A 19,056-nucleotide genomic window follows, 5' to 3' on the forward strand; every position below is an offset into this window, starting at 1 on the left:
TTACAACATTAATTTTACAGTTTGTGCTTGGGGCAATGTCAACCCTGCCGCACGTAAATCATCTACTGAAGCTTCTTTAATCTTCTTCAATGAGCCAAACTTGCGCAATAACTTATTCCGACTCTTAGGACCAATGCCTTTAATTGAATCTAACCGACTAGCTAAAGCATTTTTAGCATGTCTTCTGCGGTGAAAAGTAATTGCAAACCGGTGAACTTCATCCTGAATTCTTGTCATTAAATAAAAGCCTTCAGACTTAGGATTTAATGGGATCAATTTCAATGGCACGCCATTAATAGGATCACCAAATAATAAGTGATTAGTCCGGTGTTTATCATCCTTAACCATTCCGGCTACTGGAATATTCAAATTAAGCTCGTTTCGCAAAACATCTTCACAGGCATCCACCTGAATTTGACCACCATCCATTAAAATCAAATCTGGCATTTTCTTATGTTCTCGCAGCAAACGTCCATAGCGGCGGCGAACTACTTCACGAGTATTGCGGACTTCATCGCCACCGTTTTGATGCTCTACTTCGCCTTTTAACTTATATTTACGATAAGCTGTTTTATCAGGTTCTCCATCTTTGAACACTACTAAAGCAGAGACAGGATCCGCACCTTGAATATGGGAGTGGTCAAAACTTTCAATAATGTGACCATATGGCAAGCCCAACGCATCAAAAATTTCTTTTTGTGCACCCTTGGTTTTTCGATTGCCTACTTCTAATAATCTAAATTTATTATCTAATTTTAACTTGGCATTGTCTTTAGCCATATCAAGCAGTGATTTCTTTTGACCGCGTTGAGGCGTTCTAACTGGGACTGTTAAAACCTCAGCTAACGTATCATTATCAAATCCAGCTGGAATCAATACTTCTTTTGGAAGAACACGGTTTTTTTGACCATAGAATTGCACAATGAAAGAAGTAAATGCATCTTCTGGGTCAGTGGTATCGGTCAACGGAAACATCCGTGTCTCACGCCGCAACAATTTAGCCTGACGCAAGAAGAAGATCTGAATAGAGATCCAAGATTTATCAACGTAATAGTTAAAGATGTCACGCTGCGTATTGTCATTAGAAATGATTTTTTGCTTTTCAACGGTTTCTTCAATGTACTTCAATTGATCGCGTATTTCAGCTGCTCGTTCAAACTCAAGCTGCTCAGAAGCTTGCTCCATTTTTTGAGTTAAATCTTGCTTGACTGCACCAATATCCCCATTCAAAAAGCGTTTAATCTTTTTAATCTGTTCGTCATATTCCTTTTGAGGCACCTTTTTAAAACATGCACCAAGGCATTGCCCCATATGATAATAAAGACATGGTCGTCCTTGATAACCGTGACAGCGTCTCAACGGAAAAACTTTTTGAATAAACTTTAAGGTAGCTTGTGCCGCATAGACATTGGGATAAGGGCCAAAATAATAGCCTCCGTCTTTGCGCACAATACTAGTTAATCGTGTCTGTGGATCATGTTCACGCGTAATTTCAATATATGGATAACCAGTTCCCTGCTTTAATTGTACATTATAATATGGTTGATATTTCTTGATTAAAGTGATTTCTAATAGAAAGGCTTCCTTGTCTGTAGAAACAGTAATGATATCGTAATCTCTGATTTCACGAACAAGTTCTGCTCTGCGTCCTACTTGCTTACTCTTAAAATAAGAACGTACTCTATTTTTTAAATTCTTGGATTTGCCCACATAAATAACCGTACCATTAATATCTTTCATCAAATAACAACCCGGTTTTCCTGGCAAAAGTTTTAATTTATTTTCAATTAATTGTGTTGCCATTTATTCTCATCCTAACAAAATTCGTATGTAATAGTTTACCACAGCTTTTTTAAGAAGATATTAACTTTGCTTATAAGTTATAGCTATTTAAATAAAAATTTGCTAAATTGAGTTTACATTGATATAGAAACATAGAGGATACAAGATGACTAATTTTGTTTTTGACTTAATTAACCAATTTAGCTACATGGCCATCAGTTTTTTAATTGCCATCGAAAATGTCTTTCCACCTATCCCTTCAGAAGTCATTTTATCTTTTGCAGGGTTTGCCACACACCACTCCCAAATGACGGTTGTAGGAACGGTTATTGCTTCTACTATTGGCGCAGTCCTTGGAGCTTTAATTTTATACGGTATCGGCTGGTTCTTAAATGAAGAACGCTTAGAACGCATCTTAGATCATAAAGCTTTTAAAATGCTTAGCTTTAAAAGAGGCGATGTACAAAAGGCAATCAATTGGTTTGATAAGTACGGCACAGGCGCTATTTTCTATGGGCGCTGCATCCCTGTCGTATGAAGCTTAATTTCAATTCCTGCTGGAACTGCAAAAGTAAAAATGTCTAAGTTCTTAATTTACACTACTTTAGGGAGCTTAGTTTGGAACACAATTCTAGTAGCGTTGGGTTCTTACATGGGAGAAAAATGGCATGTAATAGTTACTATTTTTGAAGAATACTCTTTGATTATTGCTGGCCTAATTCTAATTACAATGATCTTCTTCTCCTTCAGATGGTACAAACAAAAAATTAAAAACTAACATAAAAAGTCCTATTTCACATGAATAGGGCTTTTTCTTCTTCAAAAAATTAAAAAGATAATGTAAAATTAATCTAACTCTATTTTAAGGGATGATGTAATGGGATTTAACATTTTTAGGAAACAAAGCATTCAAAATTATCTTGGCAAAGATATCAAATTTGCTAAGACAATTAATGCGGTAGATTTAATGTCCCTCGGTGTTGGTGCTGTAATTGGTACTGGGATCTTCATTTTACCAGGGACAGTAGCTGCTACTCTTGCAGGACCCGGGGTAAGTCTATCATTTGTAGTAGCCGCCATAGTTTGTGCGCTGGCTGGAATGTGCTATGCCGAATTTGCTTCAGCCATTCCAGTAGCCGGGAGTGCTTATTCATACGGTAATATTGTGTACGGCGAATTCACTGGCTGGATTATCGGCTGGGCCTTAATTCTAGAATACATGCTTTCGGTAGCAACGGTAGCTGCTGGCTGGTCCTCTTATTTCAGCTCCTTCATAAGTCCATTCGGGTTGAAAATTCCACATGCTGTTTCTGGGCCAATGAATCTTTCTCATGGGGTTTACTTTGACTTAGTTTCAGTCTTAATAATTTTACTAATTAGCATCCTGCTTTCTCGCGGGATGAAAAATTCTATCAAAATCAACATCGTAGCCGTTTTTATTAAAATAGCTATCATTTTAATTTTCATCTTTGCCGGTTTATACTTCATTAAACCAGCCAATTATCATCCATTTTTGCCATATCATTTCTCAGGCGTAATCAAGGGTGCTACTACAGTCTTCTTTGCTTTCCTTGGATTCGATGTAGTTTCATCTTCTGCTGCCGAAGTTAAAAATCCTAAGAAAAATATGCCATTAGGAATTATCGGTACTTTAGCAATTGCAGCTCTGCTTTACTTTGGTGTTTCAATAGTTTTAACAGGGATGGTCAACTATACCAAGCTTAATGTATCTAATCCAGTTGCATTCGCCTTGCAATACGTTCACCAAAATTGGGTAGCAGAACTGCTCTCATTTGGGGCAATGCTAGGAATGGCTACAATGATGCTGACGATGATTTATTCAAGTTCTCGTTTAATTTATGCCATGGCAAGAGACGGCTTGCTTCCTACAGCTTTTAGTAAGTTAGATAAAAAGCATAATTCTCCTCAAAATGCCTTAATAGTTGTAACCATTATTATTGCTTCAGGAGCCGCATTTTTCTCAGTTGATCAATTAGCCAACTTAGTAAATTTCGGCACACTTTTTGCCTTTACCTTAGTATCATTTGGTATTTTAAAACTAAGAAAAAGAACAGACATTACCAACGATGGCTTTAAGGTTCCAGGGTATCCATATTTGCCAATTATTTCTGGTTTAATCTGTATCTTTATGCTTTGTCACCTAAGTTCCGAAGTTTATCTAATGGCAATCATTTGGCTCGTAATCGGTAGTGTGATTTACTTCGTTTATGGCTACCATCACAGTCAGCTTGACCATGACTAACATACCAAAAATTATGTAAAATAAAAAAGCAATTTTGCAATTGCTTTTTTATTTTTGCCTCTAATTAATTTGATTAATAGCCTTACCATCCTTGAAGAAGGACAAAACATTGTTAGCTGCTTCTTTAGATAAATTATATCTAGCAACATGTGTAGCTGAGCCTACATGTGGAGTCATAATCACATTATCCATCTCCACTAATTCTTGTCTAGGATGTGGTTCATTTTCAAACACGTCTAACGCTGCACCAGCAATCTCATCATTCTTTAAAGCTGAAATCAATGCATCGCTATCAACTAAAGAACCACGAGCTACATTAATTAAAAATGCAGTATCCTTCATTTGTTTAAACGCATCAGCATTAATAATGTGGTAAGTTTCATCGGTTAAAGGAGCATGCAAACTTAAGAAATCTGCATTCTTGATCAAATCAGCAAAATCAACATACTTAGCTTCAAGTTTTTCATCAAGTTGATGGCGATTATGATAGATAATCTTCATTCCTAAAGCTTTAGCAAAACGTGCAACTTGTTGACCAATTCTGCCCATGCCTAAAATACCTAAAGTTTTGCCTTCAATTGAATAGCCTTGATTATCATATTCATCAGCATTCAAAAATACGCCTTCACGCAAAGTATGGTCATAATAACGAAGACGATGTGCCGAAGCTAAGATCATTGTTAAAGCCAATTCGGCTGTTGGACGCAAAACGCTTTCAGGACAATTTGAAACTACAATTCCCTTTTCCTTAGCATATTCTGTATCAACATGATCAAAGCCAACACCATAAGTAGAAATAATTTTCAAATTCTTGGCAGCATCAATCATTTGCTTATCAAAGATCATCTTAGCCACAATTACGCCATCATATGCAGCAATATGATCTAAACCCATTGACGATCATCATCTGGGCGATGTCCAACAGGTCCAACAGTTATATCACATACTTCTTTTAATTCTGTTAAGGCGTCGTCTCTCAAACCGCCTAAAACTAAAACTTTTGCTTTACTCATCTTTATTAACCTCTATTTAATATTTCTTAAGTCAAGATACCACTAATTGCTTTAAATTAACATCTATTTTGCAAATTTATTAATAGCTACAGCGACGCCATCATGATCACAATCTGCTGTTACTGCATCGGCATGCTTCTTAGTGTAATCTACAGCATTCCCCATTGCCACACCTATTCCAGCATATTCCAGCATCGGTGCATCATTTTCTTGATCACCTAAACCCATAACATTTTCTGGAGCGATTTTCAAATAATTGCACAGTCTTTCTAATCCAGTTCCTTTATCAACTCCAGCTGCAGTAGCTTCATAATAAAAAGGTTCAGTTTTAAAAAAAACTACTCTGTCTTTCATCTGTTGAAATAACGGACTAGTAATTTTGCTATTTAAATAATCTGGATCATCAATATACATACACTTAATAATCGGAATATGTCGCATCTCTTCTTGAGTTCGATAAGAGACTTCTAATTTTACCACCCGTGAATTATAGATCGTATAGTGTCCTAGATTGCGATTAGCTGTATAAATTCGATCTAGACTCACGCTATGAAAATGCAAATTCAATTTGCGAGCGATCGCTTCAAGATCAATATAGTCTTCATATTTCAAACCTTGCTTGAAAATAACTTGACCATTTGTCGATTCAACTACCGCTCCATTGAAGCTTACTACGTACTCATTATCCTGACAATTTAAGCCTAACTCATCAAGATAACGCTGCGCACCAGACAGAGGACGCCCTGTACAAATAACTATCTGTATTCCGCGCTCTCTTGCAGCCAAAACTGCCTCTTTTACTGCTGGTGTTATTTCTTTTTTAGAATTTACTAAGGTGCCATCAATATCAATTGCTATTAATTTTATTTTGCTCATTTTTCTTTCTCAAAAATAAATAAGTATCGCTTAAACGCGATACTTATTAAACAGCTACATTTTGATCACGCTCTTTAAGCTTGATCAACTTCTTCATATCTTCATCATTGATTCTAAAATCAATGTGTAAATTTTCTTTCATTTCCGCAATATTATCACTCTTAGGCAATACAATGCATCTCAGTTGCAAATCAAAGGTTAACATTAATTGAGCTGGACTTACATTATATTTATTGGCGTATTCATTTATCTTTGGATCTTTAAGCAATCGGCCATGAGCTAATGGCGAATAAGCTTCAATCTGAATACCTAAACTCTTGCAATAGTTCATTAGATCCATTGGTACTTTATCAATGTGTACTTCAATCTGATTAACTGCAGGCTTTATCGTCCCATTATCGACAATATTTGCCACATCTTCTTGCAAGAAATTAGATACACCAATTGCCCTAACCTTACCTGACTTTACAGCTTCTTCCATTGCACGCCAATTCTCCAGATTTCCTTCAAAATGGCGATCATCAGTCCGGTTCACTTCAATCCAAGGTTGCGGTGAATGAATCAACAATAAATCAATATACTCTAGACTAAAACGGTCTAAGGCATCATCAATTGCCTCTTTAGTACCTTCATAGTCTTTAACTGCGGTTGGCAATTTGGTTGTTAAAAATATATCACTACGTTCAATATCGGAGTTCCAAATACCTTTACCGACTCCCTTTTCATTGCCGTAGTCTTTGGCAGTATCAAAGGAACGGTAGCCAACGCCAATTGCTTGGCAGACTACTTTTCTAACATCATCATTATTGCTTAGCCAAGTTCCTAATTGAATCCGGGGAATTTCTACTCCGTTATTAAGCGTCAAAGTTTTTGCGAATTTCACACTTTCACACCTCTATACCTTAATTTAAGATATCTCTACTTAAAAAATCAATACATGAATAGCATTATTAGCCGCATGCTATGATTAGCATACATCAAAGTTCATTTAAATCCTATACATATATTTTAAATTTTGTATTGCTTTCGACATCTTTTCTGCAGCTTAAGTCCTGATATAAAGCCACTATTTCAGCTTTAATTGCAGTTAAGCTTAAGTATATAATATATACAAATATAGTTATAAAAAAGAAAGGGTCGATTTACGTTTCATCAACTCTTTCTCTTCAGTCTCTTAATTCCCACAACTTATGATACTATTTATTCACATTAAAACAAATAAGTAAATTAAGTTGTTATTTTTATTGGCAAAAGGCTTAATGTTAGAATCAATTATCGAGACCGTAAAATAGTTTGTGTAAGGATGAATGATTCCTTAAATTAATTTCTGAAAACATTAGAAAAAGGAGTTCCTTTCTCGTATGATTGGATTGAACAAAAAAACAACATACAGAAAGAAGAACTCCTTCATGAATGATTTTACCAAAAATATGGCTCAAGCACTATTCAATCAAGACAAAGTTAATGATTTTTTGCGCAAGGAAATTCAAACTGCAGTTAATCAATTGCTTGAAGCTGAATTGACTGCCTTTTTAGGCTATGATCCTTATGCAAAAAGCGGATGGAACTCTGGCAATTCCAGAAACGGCATCTATTATCGCAAGGTTGATACGCAGTTTGGCCAGATCGAAATTCAGGTTCCCAGAGACAGAAACGGCGAATTTCATCAGCACACTCTGCCTGACTACAAGCAGCACTCGGACGTCCTGGAAAGCATGATTATCAAGCTTTATGCCAAAGGCGTCACTACCAGAGAAATAGCCGATCTGATTGAAAAGATGTACGGCAGCCATTACAGTCCGGCTCAGGTATCAAATATTTCCAAGCAAATGATTCCAAAGGTTGAAGCCTATCACAAACGCAAGCTTAGCGACAGGTTCTTTTGCGTTTATCTTGACGCAACGTATCTTCCGCTGTGCCGAGAAATGTTTGAGCGTGAAGCCGTCTATATTGCCATCGGCATCAGGCCCAATGGCCATAAAGAAGTAATCGACTACTGCATAGCACCCAGCGAAAACGTCGAAGTTTGGACTGAAATGCTTCAAAACATGAGATCGCGGGGTTTGAAGCAAGTCGAGCTTTTCTTGTCTGACGGTGTTGTCGGCATGAAAACAGCTCTGGCAAAGACTTATCCCAAAGCACATTTTCAGCGCTGCCTGGTTCATGTCATGCGCAATATTTGCAATAAAGTGCGTGTTGACGATCGTGAGACAATCATGAACGATTTCAAGCAGATTCATAGGCAGCCTAACAAGACAGCCGCTGTACAAACTCTTCATGCATTCTATGACAAATGGAACAAGGCATACAATCATGTCATTAGGAATCTAAAAGACATTGAGCCTGATCTATTGGTCTTTTACAACTATCCCAAACAGATCAGACCCTCAATCTATTCCACCAACATGATTGAATCCTTTAACAATGTCGTTAAACGCAAGGCAAAGCCCAAAGCAGAGTTTCCAAGCGAGCAGTCGCTTGATACTTTCATTGGCATTCAGGCAATAAGCTACAATGATCGCTACTTCAACCGAATCCATAAAGGCTTCGGCCAAGTGCAGGATACATTGGAATCCTACTTTGACTAAGAAAAAATTAAAAAATCAATTTACGAGAAAGATCTATTTACACAAACTATTTGACAGTTTCCAATTATCAAAATACGATACGATATGCTATATTACAAAAATGTTACATTATATTGCTTATATTAATATATATGTGAACATCATTTTAATTTATTAGCTATCTTTTTTATTAAAGCTCCTGCAATTTCCTGTTTAGTCATCAATGGCCATTTTTCTATCTTTGTATTGTTTTGCAAAATAACGACTTGATCTTGATCATTGCCAAAAACATTATTTGAAACGTCATTGGCCACAATCATGTCTGCTCCTTTGTTTTTTAGCTTCTTTTCTGCATTTTTAAGCAAATCATTTGTTTCAGCTGCAAAGCCAACTACTACTTGGTTAGCCTTCTTATGACTAGCAACTTCATGCAAAATATCTTTAGTTTTTACTAAAGTTAAAGATAACGTATCTTGCTCAGAATTCTTCTTTAACTTGTGATCGGCAACTTTTTCCATTCGCCAATCTGCCACAGCAGCAGCCATGATTAAAACATCTGCGTGCTGAAATTTATCTTCAACAGCCTTGAGCATTGCCTCACTGCTTGATGCATGAATTAATTCAATATTGTTTGCCTTAGGAAGAGGAATTGTAACATTACCATAAATCAGTTTTACCTGTGCTCCAGCTTCTGCGGCCTTTTGTGCAATAGCAATTCCCATTTTTCCACTTGAACGATTACCAATAAAACGAACTGGATCAATTGCTTCTTGTGTACCGCCAGCCGTCACTACCATCGTTTTATTTTTCAAGATCCTGTTTTCATCCAAAATATCTTGCACCCAAGCCGTAATATCTTCAGGTTCAGGCATTCTGCCCTTTGCAGCATAGCCTTCAGCGAGCATTCCAGTTACGGGCTCCATCACATGAACACCATCACCTTTTAAAAGCGCTATATTACGCTGGGTTGCAGGATTATTCCACATTTGATCATTCATAGCTGGCACGACTAATTTGGGCGCTTTTGTTGCCAAAATAGTCGTACTGGCTGTATCATCTGCAATTCCATTAGCCATTTTGCTAATAAAGTTTGCAGTAGCAGGTACAATTAAAGCCAATTGACTCCAGCGTGCTAAATGAACATGAGGGATGCTTGCTTCATTTGCTTTCTCCCATAAATCATCTAAAACTGGATATTTTGTTAAAGCGGCTAAAGTATTAGTCGTTACAAAATGCTCCGCATTTTTGGTCATTATTATTCGAACTTCATGTCCTTGTTTTTCTAAATTGCGAACGACTTGAACAGCCTTATAAGCTGCAATTCCACCTGTTAAATAAACCGTTATTCGTGTCATTTTACTTGTTCCTTTTTTAAAATCATTCGTTTTCATTTTATCTCATTCCAGAAAATAGTAGAGTAGTTTATAGGGGTTAGATTTTTGAGGAAAAAATAAAAAAGTGAGATTTATAATAAAGGTGTTAGTTTCTTGTCTACTATTGATTACCCTTTCATCCTGTAGTTTTAATAAACAAGCAACTTCATATCCCAAAGTTAAAACAATTAAAGTAGTTGACGAACCGATTTTTCTTAAAAAGCCTCAAATTAATAAAGTGCTTCCTTATTCGCAATTAAGATTAAAAGATTTACCTACCAAGAAAACGATCTATATTAATCCAAACCAGGTTTTGGAGCATTCAAAGAAATGATTAGGTTCATTTCTTTTTTTATTTTCATATAAAAAGGTTGTCATATATAAATTGGTGCTATAAAATTCAAGTAATACAGAAAGGAACTTCATATATGTCAAATTTATCTAATGATTTAAATTCAATTATTAACAAAAGACTTAATAATTTATCTGCTTCAAAAATTCGGGCATTTGATCAAAAGGTTTCAGGTATCCCTGGTATTATTAAATTAACTATCGGTGAGCCTGACCTTGCTACGCCTGAACATGTCAAGCAAGCGGCCATTGCCGATATTCAAACTGACGATTCACACTATGCTCCTCAAGCCGGGAAGCCAGAACTTCTTGATGCTATCAGCAATTATCTTGATCGTTCAATTGGCGTCCACTATGATCCAAAAAGTGAAATTTGTGTCACTGTCGGAGCTACGGGTGCGTTAAATGATGTGTTTATGACCCTGCTAAATCCTGGTGATAAAATCTTAGTCCCTACTCCTGTATGGGCACTATATTTCCAATTAATTAAAATGACCGGTGCAATTCCCGTTCAGATCGATACCAAAAAGGATGGATTTATTTTAACTCCTGAACATTTGCGTCACGTTTTGGAAGGTTGCGGCAAAGGTGCAAAAGCTATTATTTTAACCGATCCATCAAATCCAACCGGTCGTGTATATCCAGCTGAAACATTGAAGGCTTTGGCCGAAGTTATTAAAGAATACAAGATCTTTTCAGTAACTGATGAAATTTACGCTGAACTTGTTTACGGAAATGCTGAACACCATTCCTTATCAGAATACATTCCGGATCATAACATCCTTATTTCTGGTTTATCTAAAGCATACGCAATGACTGGCTGGCGTTTAGGCTATATTGCTGGACCTAAGCAAATTATGCAAAATATCCGCAAGATTAATGCATTCTTGGTAACTTCAGTAACAGACAATGTCCAAATGGCTGCCGTAGAAGCATTAAACAACGGTCAAAACGATCCACTTCAATCACGCAAGATTTATGAAAGTCGCTTGCAATTTATGCAAACTGGCTTGGAAAAATTAGGCTTTGAAATGGCTACACCACAAGGTGCCTTCTATATTTTTGCTAAGATTCCTGAAAAATATGGTACTAACGATGAAACCTTTGCTTATGAATTAGCTCAAAAAGCAAAAGTCGGTGTTACTCCTGGTCGCTACTTCGGTAAAGGTGGCGAAGGATACGTTCGCCTTTCATATGCTTCATCAACTGAGCAATTACGTGAAAGTTTACGTAGAATTACTGATTTTGTTAATAATTTATTTATCTCTTATTTACTTATTCCAAGTTGAGTTTTCTTTAGCATCTTCAACTGCTAAATCTTCAAGACGCTTTTCAGCTGCCTTAACGCTATCTTCGTACTTAGCTTCAACTTCAATACCCAAATCATTCAATTGTTGATCTGCTACTGGAGCTGGAGCATGCATCATAGGTTCTGAAGCACTAGCATTCTTAGGGAATGCCAATACGTCACGAATATTATCCTTATCAGCAAGCATCATAGCGAATCTGTCAAGACCGATTGCCAAACCTGCGTGAGGTGGGAAGCCCATGTCTAAGGCGTCAAGCAAGTAACCAAATTGTTCATAAGCACGCTTTTCAGTGAAGCCTAATGCCTTGAACATATCTTCTTGGATTGAACGCTTGTGGATACGGATTGAACCACCACCCATTTCGTCACCGTTCATTACGATGTCGTAACTACGTGCATGTGCTTTATGTGGTTCAGTGGTCAAAAGCTTTACGCCTTCATCATCTGGCATGGTGAATGGGTGGTGAGCTGCTACCCAACGGCCAAGACCTTCATCGTATTCGAATAATGGCCAGTCAACAACCCATACAAAGTCATAAACACCCTTAGGAATAATGTCAGTTTCCTTAGCGAATTCACGACGAAGGTGGTTCAAACTGTCACAGCAGACCTTCCACTTGTCAGCGATAAATACTACTAATTCGCCGCCTTCAAGATCGAATTCCTTCTTCAAAGCTTCCTTGTTTTCGTCAGTTAAGAAACGGGCAACAGGACCTGAGAATTCAACATCTTCAAACTTAACCCAAGCTAAGCCCTTAGCGTGGAAACGCTTGATGAATTCTGCCTTTTGGTCAATCTTCTTACGTGAGTATACCTTAGCACCATTCTTAACAGCGATACCCTTAACAAAACCGCCATCAGCGATTGCACCTGAGAAGACTTTGAAGTCACTGTCTTTAAAGATTGGGCTCAAGTCATGAATAAGCATGCCGTAACGAGTATCTGGCTTATCACAACCATATTTGTTCATTGAATCAGTCCATGAAATACGCTTAATTGGAGTCTTAAGATCAATACCCTTAACGTACTTCATGATCTTCTTCAAAAGACCTTCAGTGTAATCTTGGATAGTCTTTTCGTCAGCAAATGACATTTCCATATCGATTTGAGTAAATTCTGGTTGACGGTCACCACGAAGGTCTTCGTCACGGAAACAACGAGCTAACTGGTAGTACTTGTCAAAGCCAGCACCCATGAGCAATTGCTTGAACAATTGTGGTGATTGAGGAAGTGCGTAGAAACTACCTGGGTAAATTCTTGATGGAACTAAGTAGTCACGTGCACCTTCTGGAGATGACTTACCTAAAATTGGAGTTTCAATATCAATAAAGCCATTTTCATCAAAGAATTCGTGAGTAGCACGCAAAATCTTTGAACGTAAGATAATAGCTTGTTGTACCTCTGGACGACGAAGGTCAAGGTAACGGTACTTCAATCTAGTTTGTTCTGAAATTTCAACACCATTCTTAATTTCAAATGGAGGGTTCTTAGCCTTGTTCAAAACAATAATATCAGTTGCATCAACTTCAACTTGACCAGTCTTCATGTCAGGGTTTACTTCTGAACGCTTAACAACCTTACCCTTAACTTGCAAAACGTATTCGTTACCAAGTGAGTCGGCAATGTCCATTAACTTCTTACCAGAATCCTTGTTAACAACGATTTGAACGATACCTGCACGGTCACGCAAATCGATAAATACCAAGTTACCAAGGTTACGTACACGTTGTACCCAACCATAAAGGTTTACATTTTCACCAATATATTTTTCAGTAATATTGCCACAATAATCTGTTCTTTTTTCGATCTTTTCCATTATTTCTAGTCCTTTAATTCTTTCATTACCTTATTCATATCATTAATATCTTCAAGGCTAAGATCAATGGTCTTTCCATCTGCTAAACGCTTAATATTCAAGACGCCGTTAGCAAGTTCTTTTTCACCCAAAGTAATTACATACTTGGCTCCTTCACGGTCAGCCTTCTTGAATTGGCCCTTAAGCTTCTTTTGGTTAACGTCAAAATCAGCTTCAAAGCCTTGCTTACGCAAGCTTCTAGCAATCTCAATAGCCTTTTGTGCAGTTCCTTCACCGATGTTAGTAATGAAGAAATCAATGCCTTCATTCTTAAACAATTCTGGGTTTTGCTTTTCAAGAACAAGCATTAATCTTTCTTCACCAATACCAAAACCAACGGCTGGGGTTTCTGGACCATTAAATTCTTCAACTAAGTGATCGTAACGACCACCACCCAAAATGGTAGTTGCTGATTCCCAGAGGCTCTTATCTTCAACCATAAATTCAAAGATAACACCAGTGTAATAGTCAAGACCACGAACCAAGTCATCATCGATTACATAATCGATACCTAATTGATCAAGCATCTTTAAGATTGATTCAAAGTTTGCCTTAGAATTATCATCCAAGAAATCACGAATCTTAGGTGCATCTGGCAAGAACTTCTTATCACGATCATCTTTGGAATCCAAAATACGAAGAGGATTATCACGTAATCTTCTTTGGGAATCTTCTGACAATTCATCCTTAACTGGAGTGAAGTAGTTTACCAATGCATCGTGGTAATCTTTACGAACTTGCTCATTCCCTAAAGTATTAATGTGCAATTGGTAGTTCTTAACGCCAAGTTCACCTAATAAGTCATGACCCATCATGATAGTTTGTACATCAGCTAATGGGTTGCTTGAGCCGAAGCTTTCAACACCAATTTGGTGGAATTCACGTTGACGACCAGCTTGTGGTCTTTCATATCTGAAAGTTGATTCCATGTAGAAAACATTAAATGGCTTAACAACTTCAGGAGCATACATCTTATCTTCAACGTATGCACGAACTACGCCAGCTGTTCCTTCAGGGCGAAGTGCAATATGACGACCACCCTTATCGTTAAAATCGTACATTTGCTTTTCTACGATTTCGGAACTATCACCACTTGAACGAGAAAAAATCTCGTAGTTTTCAAAACTTGGTGTGCGAATTTCGCGATAATTTGCACGATTGAAAAAGTTTCTAGCAGTTTCTTCGACTTTTTGCCATGAGCCAGATTGTTCAGGCAAAATGTCAACTGTACCTTTAGGTTTTTGAACTCTCATTTAATCATCCTTTTTATATTTGATAACCTGTTAAAAAATAAAAAGCACCCTTGAAATAAATCAAGGGCGCTTATATTAGCACGGTACCACCTTATTGGTTACTACGATTAACGCTCGCAAAACGATCCATTATCTGGTAAAGGTGTCACAGACTGCGATCTATCTGCTCTCTCACCAACACAAGCAGTCTCTTTCAATAGATCATTGCTAATCTTCATTCTTTGTCATCGATAATTCTTTATTAGCTTATATTCTTTATTAGCTTATATTCTTTAATGCAATAAGTCAACCCATACGGCTGAATAATTTAAAGATCTAACACAATTGTGAATGGACCATCATTTTCAAGTTCAACTTGCATGTCTGCTCCAAATTCACCGGTTTCAACATGAAAGCTATCTGCTTCAAGCTCTTTATTAAAATCTTCCCATAATTTCTTAGACTTAGGCGGACGCATAGCATCCACAAAACTTGGACGATTGCCCTTCTTAGTATTAGCCATCAAAGTAAATTGACTGACACTCAAGATTTCACCACCAACATCTTTCAAAGATAAGTTAGTCTTGCCCTCCTCATCTTCAAAAATTCGCATCTTTGCAATCTTATCAGCTGCCTTCTTTACAACTGGTAGTTCATCCCCATTTTTGATACCGACTAATAGCATAAACCCCTTGCCAATCTTACCAACGGTTTTACCGTCAATATTTACTTGAGCATGGTTAACTCTCTGAATTACAACTCGCATTAATTATCTGACCTCTTAGTTTCATAAACATCTGGAATATCATGCAATTTACTTAAAATCTCATCAAGCTGTTGTGAATTTTTAACCGCAGCAGTTACATAGATATGTGCAATATTATCCTCATTAACCTTGCCTGAAATATTATTGATATTTTTAGTAAGTGAATTTAGCTTGTTAATTACATCACTGAGCAAATTAGAGCGATTGTAGCCGAAGACTTCAATATTGGCATTAAATGATTGAACGCTATTTTCTTCAACATTTTCCCATTCAACGTCAATTAAACGACCTTGTTCTTCTGCTTCTTTGGTAATATTTCTACAATCTGTTCTGTGGATGGTTACACCACGGCCTTTAGTAACATAACCAATAATCTTGTCACCAGGAACTGGGTTACAGCACTTAGCCAAATGAAGCATCAAGTCACTAACGCCTTGAATCATGACACCGTTCTTATGCTTGACCTTCATAGTAGAATTAGAATTCTTCTTTGGTTGCTCATCTTGAATAGATTGTTGCCCAGAGTTCAGAATCTTTTCTTCTAATTCCTTTTGCTTTTGCTTTTCATCCTCACGGCGCAAATCAACTGTTAAACGGTTAACTACAGCTTGCGCAGACAAATCACTAAAACCGACGGCAGCATATAATTCTTCAGTAGTATGGTAATTAAAATGATCAAGAATTTTTTCAATATGATCCTTATCCATAAAGTCCTTAGGCGCAAGGGCTTCTTCACGAATCATATTGGCTATCATCTGTTTACCGCGTTCAATACTTTCTTCGCGGTCTTGACTTCTGAAGTAGCGGCGAATCTTATTACGAGCTCTAGAAGTTTTGACCATGTCTGCCCAGTCACGTGATGGCGCAGCACTAGCTTGCGTCATAATCTCGATTACGTCGCCGTTTCTCAGCTTGTAATCAAGCGGAACCAGTTTATTATTAACTTTCGCACCTACCGCATGATTACCCACTTGAGTATGAATGGCATAGGCAAAGTCTAATGTAACTGATCCTTTTGGCAATTCATATACTTCACCTTTTGGCGTAAAGACATAAACACGATCAGAAAAGATATCACTCTTAACTGACTTCATGAATTCGCCGGCATCCTTGGTTTCGTCCTTTAATTCCAGAATTTCACGTACCATGTCAAGCTTTTCACCAGAAGAGCTTTCTTGGACACCAGTAAAGTTGCCACGCTTGTATGCCCAGTGGGCAGCAACACCGTATTCAGCAACTTCATGCATTTGTTCAGTTCTAATCTGAATTTCTAGTGGTCGACCGCCAGGCCCGATGATTGTTGTATGCAAGGATTGATAGCCGTTGACCTTAGGCATAGCAATGTAGTCTTTAAAACGACCAGGCATTGGTTTCCATTCTGTATGAACGGCACCCAAGACAGCATAACAGTCACGGACGTTCTTAACGATTACACGCACAGCAAGCAAGTCATAGATTTCATCAAAATCCTTGTGCTTATTAACCATCTTTTTATAAATGGAATAAATATGCTTAGGACGGCCATAAATCTCATATTTAATGCCTAATTCGTCCAAAGTCTTCTTCAAGGTCTTGATAGTATCAGCAATATACTTTTCCCGTTGACTTCTCTTAACATCCATTAAATTAACGATGCGGTAGTAAGCTTCAGGGTTTAAGTAGTGGAAACTCATATCTTCTAGTTCCCACTTAATAGTACCAATACCTAATCTATCAGCCAGTGGTGCATAGATATCCATTGTTTCAGAAGCAATCCGGCGCTGCTTGTCAGGACGCAGGTGCTGCAGAGTATGCATATTATGCAAGCGATCGGCTAACTTGACCATGATTACACGTAAGTCTTTAGCCATCGCAATTAACATCTTACGGTGATTTTCTGCCAAAAATTCTTGGTGAGACTTGTACTCATACTTGTTTAATTTGGTTACGCCATCAACAATAAAAGCAACGTCTTCACCGAACTTTTCCTTTAATTCGTCATTAGTAACTGGCGTATCCTCAACAGTATCATGCAAAAAACCTGCAGCGATCGTATCTGGATCCAAGCCCAATGTAGCTAAAGTCCCAGCAACTTGCGTTGGGTGAATAATATAAGGTTGCCCGGATGCCCGTTTTTGGCCAGCATGTGCTTTATTTGCAAATTCATATGCCTTTTCTACAAAAGCAACCTGATCATCATTCATATACTTTTTACAAGTATCAATCACTTGATCATGTGTCATTTCAATGTATTTAGACATTCTGGTCATCCCTTCTAACGGTAAATATTTTTATTCATTAATCCAAAGGCTTCAATTATTAAATAAATCAAGCCAAACATTAAATTATACAAAGCAAATTTAGGCAACATTGCCAAGCAAAAAACAATCGGCAACAATAGCAGCCACCATCTTTTCAGCTTTAGTTTCAAGATTAGATTACCTACATGATAAGCAATTGTGCTATCAATTATCATAAATAGTAGGCCTTCGCGCCAAACAATGGGCACATGTAAAAGACTTGAAACGTAAGGCAAGATCACCACTAAAATACTCCACCAGACAAGTGGCATCCATCGATAGGTGTTTAATTTTCTAATTATCGGAATGTTCTTAATTTTATCCCCTATTTTTCTCATTAAAAGTTTGTGCCTCTCATCAAAGTTTAATTTAATTGATAATATTTTACCACGATTATTTTTCTTTTCTAGTAATGGCAAGTCCAACCCAACGACCTTGCTTCATAGTAAGGTCGATCTTAAAGCCATTTTCATCTAATGATTTTTCAATCTTAGGCAATTGCAAGTAGTCAATTCCTGAAAAGATGACTTGTCCGCCTTCATTTAAGTGAGCATCCATTTGTGGAATAAGCTCTAGCAAAATTTCGGCTAAAATGTTAGCCACAATAATATCAAATTTTCCGTCTACATCTGCAAGCAAACTAGTCTTTTGAACACGAATATTTTTAATATCATTTAAAGCGGAGTTTTGTTCAGTTGCAGTCATTGATTCATCAGAAATGTCGGTAGCCAAGATATCAGTAGCACCAAGCTTTGAAGCTGCGACTGCTAAGATTCCTGAACCAGTACCAACGTCAACCACACTAATTGGCTTCTTCACGATTGCACGCTCAAGGCCCATCATTGCTAATTGAGTAGTCTTGTGATTACCGGTACCAAAGGCCAAACCTGGATCAAGCTTGATCAATTGTTGCTCCTTAAAGGCAGGCTTATAGTCTTCCCACTTAGGCACAATAGCCAAGTGACGAGAGAAGTTGATCACATGGTAATACTTTTGCCAAGCAGTGTTCCAATCTTGATCCTCAATATAGGAAGTAGTAATTTTTGCATCCCCAATATTAAGACCATATCCCTTAAGTTCCTGCATCTTGTCTTGGAACTTTTTAACTAATTCATCTCTATCTGCTTCTTCGTCAAAGTAAGCGTAGAAATATGTATCTTTAGGCAAATCTTTGATATCGTCCATATCAACAACGGTTGAATCATGAAGCCAACCCGCTTGTTCAAAATCGCTGCGGTTTCTAGATTCAACGCCTAAGGCATTCAAATTATCCATAGCATAAATGCTTAAAGCATCTTCTACTTCTTGACTAGTATCGATTTTAATAATTAATAATTTCATTATAGTAATCTCCTTTTGGGATTTTCTTTGTACAATGCTATCATGATAA

13 protein-coding genes and 2 pseudogenes are annotated in these 19,056 nt (G+C 37.3%); 4 read left to right on the plus strand and 11 right to left on the minus strand.

Features of this window, described 5'->3' with window-relative positions; translation table 11 throughout:
- Positions 1-1,803: an excinuclease ABC subunit UvrC gene (uvrC, locus tag AADV52_RS03815; RefSeq protein ID WP_014918912.1), complete on the minus strand. Its 1,803-nt coding sequence runs from the start codon at positions 1,801-1,803 to the stop codon at positions 1-3.
- Between the two features lie 145 nt (positions 1,804-1,948).
- On the opposite strand from uvrC, the pseudogene AADV52_RS03820 reads away from it, so the two are divergent.
- A pseudogene (locus tag AADV52_RS03820) lies at positions 1,949-2,560 on the plus strand (DedA family protein).
- Between the two features lie 99 nt (positions 2,561-2,659).
- The gene (locus AADV52_RS03825) at positions 2,660-4,045 is read left to right on the plus strand and encodes an APC family permease (protein WP_014918913.1); all 1,386 of its coding nucleotides are present in this window, start codon (positions 2,660-2,662) and stop codon (positions 4,043-4,045) included.
- 60 nt (positions 4,046-4,105) lie between these two features.
- Here AADV52_RS03825 and AADV52_RS03830 read toward each other — a convergent pair.
- The 3 genes and pseudogenes from AADV52_RS03830 to AADV52_RS03840 all read right to left on the minus strand — a co-directional run bounded on the left by AADV52_RS03830 (position 4,106) and on the right by AADV52_RS03840 (position 6,817).
- Positions 4,106-5,058 (minus strand): annotated as a pseudogene (locus tag AADV52_RS03830) (NAD(P)-dependent oxidoreductase).
- 63 nt (positions 5,059-5,121) lie between these two features.
- The gene (gene yidA, locus AADV52_RS03835; protein ID WP_014918914.1) at positions 5,122-5,934 is read right to left on the minus strand and encodes a sugar-phosphatase; all 813 of its coding nucleotides are present in this window, start codon (positions 5,932-5,934) and stop codon (positions 5,122-5,124) included.
- A 46-nt stretch (positions 5,935-5,980) separates the two neighbouring features.
- On the minus strand, positions 5,981-6,817 hold the full coding sequence (locus tag AADV52_RS03840) for an aldo/keto reductase family protein (protein ID WP_014918915.1): 837 nt from the start codon (positions 6,815-6,817) through the stop codon (positions 5,981-5,983).
- A 526-nt stretch (positions 6,818-7,343) separates the two neighbouring features.
- Between AADV52_RS03840 and AADV52_RS03845 the strand changes: the two genes are divergently transcribed.
- Positions 7,344-8,522 carry an IS256 family transposase gene (locus AADV52_RS03845; RefSeq protein ID WP_014919601.1) on the plus strand — a complete coding sequence of 393 codons (1,179 nt, stop codon included), beginning with the start codon at positions 7,344-7,346 and terminating at the stop codon, positions 8,520-8,522.
- Positions 8,523-8,662: 140 nt separating this feature from the next.
- Here AADV52_RS03845 and coaBC read toward each other — a convergent pair whose 3' ends face one another.
- Positions 8,663-9,856 carry a bifunctional phosphopantothenoylcysteine decarboxylase/phosphopantothenate--cysteine ligase CoaBC gene (gene coaBC, locus AADV52_RS03850; protein WP_014918917.1) on the minus strand — a complete coding sequence of 398 codons (1,194 nt, stop codon included), beginning with the start codon at positions 9,854-9,856 and terminating at the stop codon, positions 8,663-8,665.
- 446 nt (positions 9,857-10,302) lie between these two features.
- On the opposite strand from coaBC, the gene AADV52_RS03855 reads away from it, so the two are divergent.
- Positions 10,303-11,514, plus strand: a complete 1,212-nt coding sequence (locus AADV52_RS03855) for an aminotransferase class I/II-fold pyridoxal phosphate-dependent enzyme (RefSeq protein ID WP_014918919.1) — start codon at positions 10,303-10,305, stop codon at positions 11,512-11,514.
- Here AADV52_RS03855 and aspS read toward each other — a convergent pair.
- From aspS to prmA, 6 genes are all read right to left on the minus strand, one after another.
- A complete protein-coding gene (aspS, locus tag AADV52_RS03860; protein ID WP_014918920.1) occupies positions 11,497-13,350 on the minus strand; it encodes an aspartate--tRNA ligase in 1,854 nt (617 codons plus the stop codon). The genes AADV52_RS03855 and aspS overlap by 18 nt on opposite strands.
- A gap of 5 nt (positions 13,351-13,355) precedes the next feature.
- Positions 13,356-14,642, minus strand: a complete 1,287-nt coding sequence (hisS, locus tag AADV52_RS03865) for a histidine--tRNA ligase (protein ID WP_014918921.1) — start codon at positions 14,640-14,642, stop codon at positions 13,356-13,358.
- 307 nt (positions 14,643-14,949) lie between these two features.
- On the minus strand, positions 14,950-15,387 hold the full coding sequence (dtd, locus tag AADV52_RS03870; RefSeq protein WP_014918922.1) for a D-aminoacyl-tRNA deacylase: 438 nt from the start codon (positions 15,385-15,387) through the stop codon (positions 14,950-14,952).
- Positions 15,387-17,627 carry a RelA/SpoT family protein gene (locus AADV52_RS03875; protein ID WP_014918923.1) on the minus strand — a complete coding sequence of 747 codons (2,241 nt, stop codon included), beginning with the start codon at positions 17,625-17,627 and terminating at the stop codon, positions 15,387-15,389. The genes dtd and AADV52_RS03875 overlap by 1 nt, the downstream gene beginning before the upstream one ends.
- Before the next feature lie 14 nt (positions 17,628-17,641).
- A complete protein-coding gene (locus AADV52_RS03880; protein WP_041809037.1) occupies positions 17,642-18,004 on the minus strand; it encodes a hypothetical protein in 363 nt (120 codons plus the stop codon).
- Between the two features lie 55 nt (positions 18,005-18,059).
- On the minus strand, positions 18,060-19,007 hold the full coding sequence (prmA, locus tag AADV52_RS03885; protein WP_014918925.1) for a 50S ribosomal protein L11 methyltransferase: 948 nt from the start codon (positions 19,005-19,007) through the stop codon (positions 18,060-18,062).
- Positions 19,008-19,056 lie beyond the last annotated feature (49 nt).

The sequence above is a fragment of the Lactobacillus helveticus genome (assembly GCF_046109915.1).
In the GTDB taxonomy this organism is placed as follows: Bacteria; Bacillota; Bacilli; order Lactobacillales; family Lactobacillaceae; genus Lactobacillus; species Lactobacillus helveticus.